At 59.5% G+C, this 12789-nt stretch carries 10 protein-coding genes and 2 pseudogenes; 6 read left to right on the plus strand and 6 right to left on the minus strand.

What is annotated here, in order from left to right; translation table 11 throughout:
* Positions 1-39 precede the first annotated feature (39 nt).
* Positions 40-474, minus strand: coding sequence for a thioredoxin TrxC (gene trxC / locus ACMXYH_RS03210; RefSeq protein WP_415766277.1), 435 nt, complete (start codon positions 472-474; stop codon positions 40-42).
* Positions 475-669: 195 nt separating this feature from the next.
* Between trxC and ACMXYH_RS03215 the strand changes: the two genes are divergently transcribed.
* Positions 670-966, plus strand: a complete 297-nt coding sequence (locus ACMXYH_RS03215) for a type II toxin-antitoxin system HigB family toxin (RefSeq protein ID WP_415766278.1) — start codon at positions 670-672, stop codon at positions 964-966.
* Positions 963-1364 (plus strand): helix-turn-helix domain-containing protein, encoded by a 402-nt coding sequence (locus tag ACMXYH_RS03220; RefSeq protein ID WP_283182653.1) that lies wholly within the window; start codon positions 963-965, stop codon positions 1362-1364. Before ACMXYH_RS03215 ends, ACMXYH_RS03220 begins: the two co-directional genes overlap by 4 nt.
* Before the next feature lie 6 nt (positions 1365-1370).
* On the opposite strand, the gene selO is transcribed toward ACMXYH_RS03220, so the two are convergent.
* The 5 genes and pseudogenes from selO to ACMXYH_RS03245 all read right to left on the minus strand — a co-directional run.
* A complete protein-coding gene (gene selO, locus ACMXYH_RS03225) occupies positions 1371-2834 on the minus strand; it encodes a protein adenylyltransferase SelO (protein ID WP_415766279.1) in 1464 nt (487 codons plus the stop codon).
* Positions 2835-2882: 48 nt separating this feature from the next.
* On the minus strand, positions 2883-6233 hold the full coding sequence (mscK, locus tag ACMXYH_RS03230) for a mechanosensitive channel MscK (protein ID WP_415766280.1): 3351 nt from the start codon (positions 6231-6233) through the stop codon (positions 2883-2885).
* 34 nt (positions 6234-6267) lie between these two features.
* Positions 6268-8010: a potassium/proton antiporter gene (locus tag ACMXYH_RS03235; RefSeq protein ID WP_415766281.1), complete on the minus strand. Its 1743-nt coding sequence runs from the start codon at positions 8008-8010 to the stop codon at positions 6268-6270.
* A 223-nt stretch (positions 8011-8233) separates the two neighbouring features.
* Entirely contained in the window at positions 8234-9106 is an 873-nt protein-coding gene (locus tag ACMXYH_RS03240) for a methyl-accepting chemotaxis protein (protein ID WP_371925560.1), read from the minus strand.
* Positions 9089-9925 (minus strand): annotated as a pseudogene (locus ACMXYH_RS03245) (MCP four helix bundle domain-containing protein); the annotation flags it as partial. The gene ACMXYH_RS03240 and the pseudogene ACMXYH_RS03245, both read right to left, overlap by 18 nt.
* Before the next feature lie 209 nt (positions 9926-10134).
* Between ACMXYH_RS03245 and ACMXYH_RS03250 the strand changes: the two are divergent.
* From ACMXYH_RS03250 to ACMXYH_RS03265, 4 genes and pseudogenes are all read left to right on the plus strand, one after another.
* Positions 10135-10365, plus strand: coding sequence for a hypothetical protein (locus ACMXYH_RS03250; RefSeq protein WP_415766283.1), 231 nt, complete (start codon positions 10135-10137; stop codon positions 10363-10365).
* Positions 10362-10664, plus strand: a complete 303-nt coding sequence (locus tag ACMXYH_RS03255; RefSeq protein WP_415766285.1) for a cell division protein ZapA — start codon at positions 10362-10364, stop codon at positions 10662-10664. The genes ACMXYH_RS03250 and ACMXYH_RS03255 overlap by 4 nt, the downstream gene beginning before the upstream one ends.
* 145 nt (positions 10665-10809) lie before the next feature.
* Positions 10810-11835 (plus strand): annotated as a pseudogene (locus ACMXYH_RS03260) (HAMP domain-containing protein); the annotation flags it as partial.
* A gap of 135 nt (positions 11836-11970) precedes the next feature.
* A complete protein-coding gene (locus tag ACMXYH_RS03265; protein ID WP_415767652.1) occupies positions 11971-12702 on the plus strand; it encodes a methyl-accepting chemotaxis protein in 732 nt (243 codons plus the stop codon).
* Positions 12703-12789 lie beyond the last annotated feature (87 nt).

Here is a 12789-nt window from a genome sequence, read left to right on the forward strand (position 1 = left end):
GCTCCCACATTGGGTTCAGGGATAATTTTAGTATCGGGGTTAGACCCCTTGGCTACGTAACCAGCTCATCAACTGCGGTAACGGGAAGGCGCCGCTCTGACGCGCCACTTCCCGGCCGTTCTTGAACAAAATCAGACTCGGAATCGAGCGAATCCCCAACTGCGCCGACAACTGCTGGTTTGCCTCGCTGTCCAGTTTGGCCAGTCGACACTTACCCGCCAATTGCACCGCCGCCTGCTCGAACACTGGCGCAAACGACTTGCACGGTCCACACCAGTCCGCCCAAACGTCCACCAGCAACGGCAGATCACCTTTGATCTGGCTGGGGTAATCGCTTTGCTTTAACTCAAAGGGTTTATTCAGCAGAACTTCGGCTTTGCAGCGACCGCATTTTGGATGGTCGTTGAGGCGTTCGGCGGGGATGCGGTTGAGGCCGTTGCAGTGGGGGCAGGGGATGAGGAGTGGGTCGGTCATGCGGATGATCCTGTTAAAGAAGCCGATCACTTCTATTTGGAGACGTTTACTCATATTTTCAATCGTGCAGCGACCGGCGATGAAACTAGGCTGAGTCGTACTGAGCGACACCGTTGGTCTGCTCAGAGTTATCGCGTCTTGCGATATTTTTGATCTGTGATTAACTCCCATAGCAGAATGCGATAAGGATGTTGCATGCATGTGTTCACCGAAAAACCAATTCATGAGGCCAAGGAAAAGTGGCCGCGGGCAGCCAATGCACTGGAGCAATGGTATCGACTTGCCAAAGGGAGTAACCCGGGAGATTTCGCGGCGATGAAGTCGATTTTCCCCGCGACTGACAAAATCGGCGAGTTTCATGTGTTCGACATCGGTGGCAACAAGTTGCGGCTGATCGCTTTTGTCAGGTATCGGTCTCAAAAGCTTTATATAAAGCATGTGCTGGATCACCGCGAATATGACCGCGGTAAATGGAAGGAGGGAAGGGCATGAGTGTTCTAATCAAAAAAGCTGCCGAGCATTGGGAGTTCGTCTCGCCATTGCTTCGAAAACCGAAAAACGAAGACGACTATGACATTTTGGCGCAGGCACTTGATGAATTGCTTGAGATGACCGGGGATGATGAGTCGCACCCGTTGATGAGCTTGGTGGACATCATCGGTGACTGGATTGCAGAGTGGGATCGTGAGCATCACCCCATGCGCGAAGCCTCTGGTGCAGAGGTTCTCGGCTACATGATGCGCGAACACGGATTGAGCCAAAGCGATCTGCCCGGCGTCGGCACCCAATCGGTGGTATCCGAGATCTTGAGCGGCAAGCGTCAGCTCAACCTGCGGCAGATCCGCTGGTTGGCCGAGCGCTTCGGAGTGTCGGTGGAGACCTTTATCTGATCGGATTCAGGAAGAGCAACTGATCTCCAGATGCTTGCCCCACTCCGGCGGCCGCTCGGCATAACTCTCCATCCCCGGCTGCTCCTCGAACGGATTACTCAGCACCGCGTGCAGCCGACGAACCTCTGAATAGTCGCCGCTCTCCGCGGCATTGATGGCTTTCTGTGCCAGGTAGTTACGCAAGATGTACAGCGGATTGACGGCGTGCATCCGTTTGCGGCGTTGTTCTTGATCCACCTCGCCTTCACGCGTCACCCGGGCGATGTAGAGCTCGCCCCAGGCATCGAAGCCTTTGATGTCGACGAAGTCATCGCGCAAGCGGGCGACGGCCAGTTCCGGTGATTCTTCCCCCAAACGGCGGAAGAACAGGCTGTAGTCGACGCCACTGTTCTGCATCAGTTGCAGCAGGTGCTCCTGCAGTTTCTGGTCATCGTCTTCGGCCGTGGTGAACCCGAGGCGGCGGCGCATCAGGTCCAGGTAGTGGGCCTGGTACAGCGGGAAGTACAGGCCGAGCGTTTCACGCAGGGCTTCGACGCTGATGAACGGCGTCAGGGCCTGAGCGAGGGCGCTGAGGTTCCACTGGCCGATCGGCACCTGGTTGCTGAAGGAGTAACGGCCCTGATCATCGGAGTGGTTGCAGATGAAGTGGGCGTCGAAGTCGTCGAGGAAGGCGAACGGGCCGTAATCGAAGGTAATGCCGAGGATCGACATGTTGTCGGTGTTCATCACGCCGTGGCAGAAACCATAGGCCTGCCATTTGGCGATCAGCTCGGCATTGCGCTCGACGATTTCGCGAAACATCGCCAGGTACGGTTCCGGCTGTTCCAGGCATTCCGGGAAATGCATGGCCAGCACGTGGTCGCCGAGTTCTTTCTGTTTCTCGGGACGTTTGGTGTAGTAGAAATATTCGAAATGCCCGAAACGCACATGGCTCGGCGCCATGCGCAGGACCATGGCCGCGCGTTCCTGCTTCTCGCGCCACACCGGCGTGTCGGAGCCGATCACGCATAGGGCGCGGGTGGTCGGGATGTTCAGGGCATACAGCGCTTCGGAGGCAAGAAATTCGCGGATCGAGGACCGCAGCACCGCCCGCCCATCACCCATGCGCGAAAAGGGCGTCTGGCCGGCACCCTTGAGGTGCAGGTCCCAATGCTCGCCGGCCTCGTTGTAGACCTCGCCCAGCAACAGACCGCGACCATCGCCCAGTTGTGGGTTGTAGGAACCGAACTGATGACCTGAGTAGACCATCGCCCTCGGTATCGCGTCAGCCCAGAGCTTATGGCCGCTGAACAGTTCGGCGAACTCCGGGGTTTCGGCCTCGGTAGGGTCGAGATCGAGCAGCGCCATGGCGGCGGGGCTGGCCACCACGAGGCGCGGGTTGTCGATCGGCTCGGGCAGCACGTGGGCAGAAAACGTATCGCCCAGGCGGGCGAAACGATTATCGAAGGTCAGTTCGTCGAGGGCTTTCAAGGGCCATCTCCAGCAGAATGTCCGAGCATTCTGCTAGGGATAAGCCGCTTAGTCGAGCTTGGCCGGTGGTGGCTCTTGCGGCGATTTGCCATCAACCAGCGGTACGATGGTTTTGGTTTCCGGCTCGACGGGCACCATCCTGTATTCCTGACCCTGGATGTTCTTGAGGTAAACCTCCATCTGCCGGAACGAGATGTTGATGTGATGTTTCTTGAACTCGCGGTTGATGAAGCGGTTGACCTCATCAAGCACCGGGTTACGGTCGCCGAGGTCGCGCACATGCATGCGCAACTCATGGTCGAGGGTGCTTTCGCCGAAGTTCAGGAAGTACACATGAGGCTCGGGATCCTTCAGCACACGTGGGTTTTCACGGGCAGCCTTGAGCAGCAACTCCTTGACCAGGTCCAGGTCCGAGCCGTAATCGACACCGAGCTTGAGGGTCACTCGGGTGATGGTGTCGGTCAGGGACCAGTTGATCAGTTGCCCGGTGATGAACGTCTTGTTCGGGACGATGATGTCCTTGCGGTCGAAGTCGGTGATGGTCGTGGCGCGGATGCGGATCTTGCTCACGGTGCCGGACAGGTTGCCGATGGTGATGGTGTCGCCAATCCGCACCGGACGTTCGAACAGGATCATGATCCCGGAGATGAAGTTCGCGAAGATTTCCTGCATCCCGAAGCCGAGCCCCACCGACAGCGCCGCCACCAGCCATTGCAACTTGTCCCAACTCACGCCGAGTGTCGACAGGGTCGAGACGAAACCGACGCCAGCGATCACGTAAGACAGCAAGGTGGTGGTGGCATAGGCACTGCCCTGAGCCAGGTTCAGCTTCGACAGCACCAACACTTCCAGCAACCCCGGCAAGTTGCGCGCGAGGGCGAAGGTGATGCCGATGATGATCAGCGCGCCGAGCATGTCGCCAATGCTGATCGGCACCATGCTCATGTTGGCGCCGGTGCCGCTGGTGTATTCGTAGAGGGTGACGTTATCCAGGTACGAGAACACAGAGATCAGGTCCGACCAGACCCAGTACAACGCCGCGATGAAACCACCAAGCAGTGCCAGGCGGATCAGGCGCAGGGACTGTTCGTTGACCTTCTCGATATCCAGCGTTGGCTCTTCGATCACCGCTTCGCCGTCGCCGGCCTCTTTCGCGGCCTGGCGTTTGGCCAAGGCGCGCTGGTAGGCCAGACGGCGTGCCGCAACGCTGAGGCCGCGCACGAACGTGGCCTCGATCACCAGCCAGAACATCAGCAGGTAAAGGGTGTTGATCAACCGGTCGCTGAGCTTCAGCGCGGTGTAGTAGTAGCCAAAGCACACCGCCACGAACAGCGCGACAGGCAGGACGGTGAACATGATCCCCACGGCCTTGCGGAACAGCGAAGCGTTCTGGTGAGTCGGGCTGCTGATCAGCAGGCGGCTGAGCAGCCAGGCCATCAACGCGTAGCAGGTCAGCACCACCGGCATGCCGAGTACGTCATCGGCCAGGGTCGCGGGTTGCAGCTCGGCGACTGCCACCACCGCGACCAACGCCATGACCACCAGTCCGAGTCGACGGACCCAGCCCTGCAGGAATTCGACCTGAGGTTTTTCCCAGCGGAAATGCAGTTCGGCCACGCCGCCCGGCGCGAGGACCCGGTAAGCGGTGTAGAACACTAGCCAGGCCTGGGCCATTTGCAACAGTGCCGCGCCCATGTTCGCGTTCTGTCCGCGGGCGTCGATTTGCAAGGCCAGGCCACACAAGGCCAGGCCCAGAGAGACCGGCATCGCCAGCAGAATGTTGATCAGGATTGCCTGCGGCGTGTGCCACTGGCTGTCGCGCTTGAAGTGGCCGATGTCCTGGTGAACCTTGCTCAGTCGGGCATACAGGCTTTTGCGCCGCCACAGCAGGGCACCGATCAACAGTGCCAAGGGCAGGAACAGCAGAGGCCGTTGGGTCAGGCCGTCACTTAATTCGCTCAGGCTGGAAGCCCATGGCAGCGTGGTGACCTGACGTTCCAGGCGCTCCGGTACGGCGCGCATCCATTCCAGGTCCAGCGGCTTGTTGCTGGGAATCCAGAACATCTGCTCATCGAGGGTCGCCCGCAGGCTTTGCGCGGTGCTCAGCAGTTGCTTCTGATTGAGTTGCAACGTTATGGATTCGTTCAGCACCGCGCTGAGTTCGCGGTTCAGCCGCTCCAGCAGGTCGGCGCGGGTCGTGGCCAGTTCCAGCAGGCTCTTGCGCAACTGCGGGGTGACTTGCTCGGGAGGCTGGGTCGACAGCAGATTGTCGACGTAGGTCGCCGGGTTGCTGAGCAGTTCCCGTTGCTGGCTGACTTCGAATTGATAGAGGCGAATGTCGGCGATCTGGTCGGCCAGGTCGCGGTCGAGCTTGAGGAGTGGCAGGGCCTGTTTCTGTTTGTAGAGAATCTTGGAGAGCAGCAGGCTGCCCTTGAGCACGTTGATTTGCTCGTCCAGCGCCGAGTCGCTCTGGGTCACGTTATCCAGTTGCTGCTTGGTCTGCAGGTTCTGCTGGGTGACTTCGTTAAGGCGGTCAGTACTTTTGAGCAGGTAATCCGAAAGCTTAAGGTTGGCCGCGCTTTCGGTAGCCAGCAGGCTGCTGCCGCCGGACTTCTGCGCTTCAATGGACTGCTGCGTCACCGTCTCCTGGGACTGGGCCAGGCGCTTCTGGTTGATCAGGTTTTGCAGCTCCTGGATTTCCTGATCCAGACGATCGGATTTTTCCGAGAGCAAGTCATGCTGGCTGTTGCCCAAGTCCTGCAGTTGATTGTTGCCGGCCAGTTCCTGGCGACGCAACGGGATCAGGGCGTTCAGTGCCGCGAGTTCGGCGTTGAGCAGGTCGCGTTGCTCAGGGGTCAAGGTCTTGCCGGCGTCCTTGCCGGCCTTGAGGATGTTGTTGATCTGCTGGATGCGTGTCTGGCTGGTGGAAATTTCGGCCTGTGCGCGCTCGGGGCGGGTCTGGGCAGTAATCACCAGACTGTTGGCGTCAGCCAAGGCTTTCTGCAGATCGCTTTGCTGGGTGGAGCGCTCGGTGAGCATTTGCTCCAGTTGCTGAATAGGCTCTTTGGCATAGCGCTGCGGTACTGGCAGCACTTTGGAGGCTTTGAGCTTGGTCAGTTCTCGCTGGTTTTCGATGTTCTGCTTTGGGGCGTTGGCCAGTTGCTGCTTGAGATCGGCCAGTTTCTGCTCGTAATCACGCTGGTTGTTGAGCTGTGTCAGCGTGCTTTGCAGGATGCTCTGCAGGGCTTTCTGATCGGCTTCCGGCAGTTTGCGGTCGGCGATCTTGTCCAGGTTCGCCTGCACGGCTTCGCTGGACGGCGGTTCGGCCGCTTGCAACGTACCGACAGAAAGACTCAAGCCCAGCAGGGCCATGATGAAAAAGGTGCGCAGGGTTGACATAGAGACCGATCGAAAACGAGACGAAGAATGGAGTTTAGAGGAACAAGCCCGGACCGGGGCGACTTCCTTCGGGGAATCTGACGCCCACTTTACCGATCTTGTTCCCTTCCATGACCGCGACGGTCCAAATGGTGTTGTTCCACTCCACCTGGTCGCCGACTACGGGTGCACCGCCCACTTTATGGGCAATGAAGTGGCCGAGCGACATGTCCGGATCGATGCCATCCACTTTCAACCCGTACAGCGCCGCAACCGCGGCCAACTGGGCGTCTCCTTCGAGTACGAAGTCGCCGAAGAAGCGCAAATCGAGGCCCCGTTGCGGTGCCTGACTGAAGAGTTTTCCGAGGGCCGGAAGGTTGTGTTCATGGCCGATTACGCACAGTAAATCGTCGACTTCGAGCACCGTACTACCCGACGGATGGAGCAGTTGCTGGCCACGAAACAGTGCCGCAATCCGGGTGCCTTCGGGCATTTTCAGCTCGCGAAGGGGCGAGCCGATGCACCATTTCTCGGCACCGAGGCGATAAACGAACAGCTCCCACTCACTGGTGACGTGCACTTCCAGAGCTGCGCGGGAAATCGGCGCCGGCTCCGGCGGAACGGTCACTTTCAAAAGCTTCGCCACCCACGGCAGGCTCGTGCCCTGCACCAGCAGCGACACCAAGACGATAAAGAACGCGAGGTTGAAATAGAGCTGGGCGTTGGGCAGGCCGGCCATCAGCGGGAACACCGCCAGAATGATCGGGACCGCGCCGCGTAACCCGACCCAGGAAATGAACGCCTTCTCGCGCCCATGGAACGCCTTGAAGGGCAGCAGGCCGACGATCACCGACAACGGCCGCGCAAACAGAATCATCCACAGCGCCAGGCCCAGAGCGGGCAGGGCAATCGGCAACAAGTCGTGGGGCGTTACCAGCAGCCCCAGTACCAGGAACATGCCGATTTGCGCCAGCCAGGCCATGCCATCGAGCATGTGCAAAATGCCGTGGCGGCTGCGCACCGGGCGGTTGCCGATGACCAGGCCGCACAGGTAAACCGCCAAAAAGCCGCTGCCGTGCAAGGCGTTGGTCAGGGCAAACACGACCAGTCCGCCAGCAATGACCAGAATCGGATAAAGGCCGGTGGCCAAGTGGATACGGTTGACCAGCTGCAGCATGACCCAGCCGCCGCCCAGGCCGATGACGGCACCGATACCGAACTCACGCATCAAGTGCCCGAGCAGGCTCCAATGCAGACCGGTCTGGCCGCTGGCGAGCATGTCGATCAGGGTCACGGTGAGGAACACCGCCATCGGGTCGTTGCTGCCCGACTCGATCTCGAGGCTGGCGGTCACCCGTTCGTTCAGGCCTTTGCCGCCGAGCAGCGAGAACACCGCCGCGGCGTCGGTGGAGCCGACGATAGCGCCGATCAGCAGGCCCTGAATCAGGTTCAGGTTGAACAGCCACGCGGCGGCCATGCCGGTCAGCCCGGTGGTGATCAACACCCCGACCGTCGCCAGCGACAGCGCCGGCCATAACGCCACGCGGAAGCTGGAAACCCGGGTGCGCAAGCCGCCGTCGAGCAGGATGACGGCCAGGGCGAGGTTGCCGACCAGATAGGCCGTTGGGTAGTTATCGAAAATAATGCCGGCGCCGTCGACGCCAGCCGACATGCCCACCGCGAGGATGATCACCAGAATCGGGATGCCGAGGCGCGACGAAAGTGAGCTCACCAGAATGCTTGCACCTACCAGCAACGCGCCGATCAAGAACAGGCTGTTGATGGTCGTCGCATTCAAAGGCAGTACTCCAGAAAGCTGAAAGGCGGGCGCAAACTGACCATGCAGTCTGCGTGCCAGCGATTCTAACCTGTTGAAATGTGATGCTGTCAAAAAGGTTTTGCAGATCAAAAGATCGCAGCCTCGCTTCACTCGACAGCTCCTACAAAGGATCCGCGTAAACCTGTAGGAGCTGTCGAGTGAAACGAGGCTGCGATCTTTTTGGCAGTGACGCGATCTTCGTTTAGAGGCTAAACCGCCCAACCATGTTGTTCAGGTCCAGCGCCAATCGCGACAGCTCATTGCTCGCGGCACTGGTCTGGTTAGCCCCGGTCGCCGACTGCACCGACAGATCACGAATATTCACCAGATTGCGATCCACTTCGCGGGCCACCTGTGCCTGCTCTTCGGCGGCGCTGGCGATTACCAGGTTGCGTTCGTTGATTTCGACGATCGCGCTATTAATAGTGTCCAGCGACATGCCCGCACCACGGGCGATGTTCAAGGTCGATTCAGCACGCTCGGTGCTGTTGCGCATCGAATCCACCGCGTGCTCGGTCCCGCTCTGGATGCTGCCGATCATGCGTTCGATTTCGCTGGTCGACTGCTGGGTGCGATGCGCCAGGGCACGGACCTCATCTGCTACTACGGCAAAACCACGACCGGCCTCACCGGCACGGGCTGCTTCGATGGCTGCGTTCAATGCCAGCAGGTTGGTCTGGTCAGCCAGGCCGCGAATCACGTCCAGCACTTTGCCGATGTCACGGGACTCGTTGGCCAGGTCGCCAATCAGGGTCGCGGTGCTCTGCACGTCGGCGCTCATGCGTTCGATGGCGCTGACGGTTTCCTGCACCAGGTCACGACCATCACCGGCGGAAGTGGTGGCATTTTTCGAGGCTTCGGACGTGCTGACGGCATTGCGCGCGACTTCTTCCACGGCGCTGGTCATTTCGTTGACCGCGGTGGCGGCCTGTTCGATTTCGTTGTTCTGCTGGGTCAGGCCACGAGCGCTTTCGTCAGTGACACTGTTGAGCTCTTCAGCGGCCGACGCCAGTTGCGTGGCGGAACCGGAAATCCGTTGCAGGGTGTCGCGCAGCTTGTCCTGCATCTTCGACATGGCCAGCAGCAAGCGGCCGGCTTCGTCCTCACCGTCTACTGTGATCGGGCGAGTCAGGTTGCCTTCGGCAATTTCTTCGGCAGCGCTCAGGGCATTGGCGATTGGCTTGGTGATGCTGTTGGTCAGCAACCAGGCGAAAAGCAGGGTCAGGCCGGTCGCGATCACCAATAGGGTCACCACCAGGTTGAAGGCCGAGGCGTACTGGTCGGCAGCTTGCTGATTGGTGTCGAGGGTCTGCTGAGTGTTGATCTCCAGAAGGCGGTTCAACACGGCATTGACTGCTTCGGAGTTGGTCAGCAGATCGGTGTTGAGCAGGGTGCGCAACTCATCCACCTGATTGTTGCGCGACAGGGTCTTCATGCGGTCTTCGATCTGACGGTATTGCCCCAACAGCTGCACGTACTGATCATAGGCCGCACGCTCCTGCGGGCTGGCGATCAGTTTTTCGTAGACCGTCTGAGCCGTTCGGATTTGCTGATTACGGGTTTCCAGCAGGTCCAGGGTTTTCTGCTGGACTTCCGGCTCGCGGTTCACCAACAGGCGATAAGACAAGACGCGCAGGCGCAGGGTGAGTTGCGTGAACTCGTCGAGGCTTTTGATGCTCGGCACGCTGTTCGAGGTAATCTCCTCGGCGGCGCCGCGAATCTTGCTCATCTGGTTCAGGGCGAACACCCCCAGGATCAGCAGCATGGCGCCAATCAGGGCAAAGCCGAGGAACGCCCGTGGCGCGATATTCATATTACGAAGGGACATGGTGTTTACCGAAAAGAGCGCATCCGTGCGGCGCTGAGACTGACGTATGGGTGACTTATCGGTCATACGACTAAAGTCTTGAGGCCCTGCGCGTTTTTGTCGCACAAAGGCTCCGGCGACGAAGTGCAGGAACCAGATCCGCCAATCACAGTCTTTAAAGTTCGCGAGGAAGGTCACCCGCCAGGAAAATCAAGGCCTTGCGCCCCAATAACCCTGGCATCCGTGGTGACTTTTCTTTATCGTACGCGCCCTTTGAAAATGCTTGGAAAATCAAAATGTTGGAAGCATCCCTAAGCCAATTGGAACAGCTGTTCAGCGACCTGGTGCAACAGAACCAGACCCTGCTCGGCACTAACCAAACCCTGAGCGCAGAACTGGCCCAGGCCAAGGATGAAAACGAAAGCCTGCAGCTGAGCCTGATGGAACAGGAAGAGAAACAAGGTGCCACCGTTGCACGCATCCAGGCCCTGGTTGAGCGCGTCAGCGCCGGCCCAGTCAGCGCATGAATCACGGCGCCGCAGGGGTAAAAGTCGTCTCGATCCTGGGGGAGGACTATTCGATCAAGGCGCCGGCCGGGGAAGAACAAACCCTGCTGGACGCCGCGTTAATGCTGAAGGCTGCCCTGGCTGACACCAAAAAGAAGTACCCGGCACTGATCGGTGACCGCTTGTTGGTGCTGGCGGCAATGAATCTGTGCTCCCAGCAGATCGAAATGCAGAAACAGCACAAGCAGGAACTCGACCGTTACCAAGAGCAAGTCAGCGCCACGGTTGAAGTGATCTCCAAGACGATCAATCAGGCCTGATCGGCTTTGCGCACAACCAAAGAATAAATTGTCGTTTGCGTTGTATACAATCGGCACGGCTGTTGCAGTGTTTCAGCCTCTTATTCTTTGGGGGTGCTCCATGCAGTTCTGGCGACGCAGTATTCAATGGCAGTTGATCCTGAGCATGGGCACCGCCCTGCTGGTCAGTATTCTGATCGTGGTTGGCATTTATACCCTCGTGGTCAACCGCCTCGCCGAGCGCTATCTGGTCGAACAAGCGCTGCCGTCGAGCATCGAAGCGATGCGCAACGACATCGAGCGAATCCTCGTTCAACCCCTCACCGCCGCCAAGGACATCGCCAGCAATAGCATGGTGCGCGACTGGTTGGCCGGGGGTGAAAACAGTGCCCAGACCAACACCTTCGTTACCTATCTGGAAGGCATCCGTGCCGAGCACAAAGCCTTTACCGCTCTGATCGTAGGCACTGGTTCAAACCACTACTTCACCGAAAAAGGCCTGGACCGGACCCTCAGCCGCTCCAACCCCAAAGACGCCTGGTTCTATTCGTTCCTCGACGGCAATCAGCCGCGAACCCTCAATATCGACACTGACACTGCGACCGGAGAATTGGCGCTGTTCATCGACCTCAAGGTCGAGCAGGCCGGTAAAGTCGTGGGTGTTGCCGGGCTTGGCCTGAGCATGAAAGAGCTGTCGGAGCTGATCCACAACTTCAACTTCGGTGAGCGCGGCAAGGTCTATCTCGTGCGTTCCGACGGTTTGATCCAGGTTCACCCCGAAGCGCAGTTCAGCGGCAAACGCACGTTGGCCGAACAAATTGGTGCAACTGCCGCACAAGCGGTGATGGGTCAAAAAGTTGCCACCAACAGTAGCTTTGTCCGCGACGGCGAAGATTATCTGGCGTTGAGCCTGCCGTTGCGTGATCTGGGCTGGACGCTGGTGGCCGAAGTGCCACAGTCGCAAATCTACGCTGAAGCCCGTCGCGCCATGTGGATGAGCAGCGGCATCGGCCTGGCGGTGGCGCTGGTGTGCCTGTTGCTGGTGGTGTTGCTGGCCCGGGGATTGGTGCGGCCGATCCGTCAGGTAACAGCAGCGCTGGTAGCCATCGGTAGCGGTGGGGGAGATTTGACCCACAGGTTAGATTCCAGTCGCGCCGATGAACTGGGCGACCTGGCGCGTGGCTTCAATCGATTCCTTGAAAGTCAGCGCGACATGATCGGCGAAGTGCTGACCACCAGCGAGCGTTTACGCACGGCAGTCGGCCAAGTGGCGCGGGTGGTGGACAACACCGCAGAGCGTTCCGGCCGGCAGCAGGAAATGACCGACATGGTCGCCACCGCCGTCCATGAGATGGGACTGACCGTACAGGAAATCGCCCAGAACGCCGGTAATGCAGCCGTGGCTTCGCAAACCGCCCGGGATGAGGCGATGCAGGCGCGGGAAGTGGTGGGCGGGTCGATCCGGCATATTGAAAGCATGTCCGATGAGATTGGCCTCGCTGCCAGTGCGGTGGGCGAGTTGGCCCATCAGGTGGCATCCATCGATCAGGTGCTGGCAGTGATTCGCGGGATTTCCGAGCAGACCAACTTGTTGGCGCTCAACGCGGCCATCGAAGCGGCGCGGGCCGGGGACATGGGGCGTGGGTTTGCGGTAGTCGCGGATGAAGTGCGGACGTTGGCGCGGCGGACGCAGTCGTCGACTGATGAGATTCAGCAGATGATTGGCAGCCTCAAGCAAGGCGCGGAGAACGCGGTGTCGTCGATGCATTCCGGGCAAGCGGCGACGGGCACGGGGGTTGAGTCGAGCCAGCGCACCGGGGTGTCGTTGACGGCGATTACCGGCCAGGTGGAGCGCATCAGCGACATGAACCATCAGGTGGCGGCGGCGACGGAAGAGCAGTCGGCGGTGACGGAAGAGATTAACCGGAACGTGCAGGGGATTTCTGATTTGGCTCGTGCCACCGCCGGGGAGGTCAGGGCTTGCCGTGAGGATTGTCAAACGTTACAGCGGTTGGCGGATGATTTGGCGCGGCAGATGGGCAGTTTCAAGCTGAGTTGATGTGTAGTCAGTGCGGGCCCCTTCGCGAGCAAGCCCGCTCCCACATTTGATCCGCGATGCATCAGGCAACGCGGTCAACTGTGGGAG

The sequence above is a fragment of the Pseudomonas frigoris genome (genome assembly GCF_047758635.1).
Lineage (GTDB): Bacteria > Pseudomonadota > Gammaproteobacteria > Pseudomonadales > Pseudomonadaceae > Aquipseudomonas > Aquipseudomonas frigoris.

Bases quoted from the DNA above. Each gene is read 5' to 3' on its own strand.
- trxC (WP_415766277.1), bottom strand. From the start codon at position 474: ATGACCGACCCACTCCTCATCCCCTGCCCCCACTGCAACGGCCTCAAC.
- ACMXYH_RS03215 (WP_415766278.1), top strand. From the start codon at position 670: ATGCATGTGTTCACCGAAAAACCAATTCATGAGGCCAAGGAAAAGTGG.
- ACMXYH_RS03220 (WP_283182653.1), top strand. From the start codon at position 963: ATGAGTGTTCTAATCAAAAAAGCTGCCGAGCATTGGGAGTTCGTCTCG.
- mscK (WP_415766280.1), bottom strand. From the start codon at position 6,233: ATGTCAACCCTGCGCACCTTTTTCATCATGGCCCTGCTGGGCTTGAGT.
- ACMXYH_RS03240 (WP_371925560.1), bottom strand. From the start codon at position 9,106: ATGTCGAAGATGCAGGACAAGCTGCGCGACACCCTGCAACGGATTTCC.
- ACMXYH_RS03250 (WP_415766283.1), top strand. From the start codon at position 10,135: ATGTTGGAAGCATCCCTAAGCCAATTGGAACAGCTGTTCAGCGACCTG.
- ACMXYH_RS03255 (WP_415766285.1), top strand. From the start codon at position 10,362: ATGAATCACGGCGCCGCAGGGGTAAAAGTCGTCTCGATCCTGGGGGAG.
- ACMXYH_RS03265 (WP_415767652.1), top strand. From the start codon at position 11,971: ATGGTCGCCACCGCCGTCCATGAGATGGGACTGACCGTACAGGAAATC.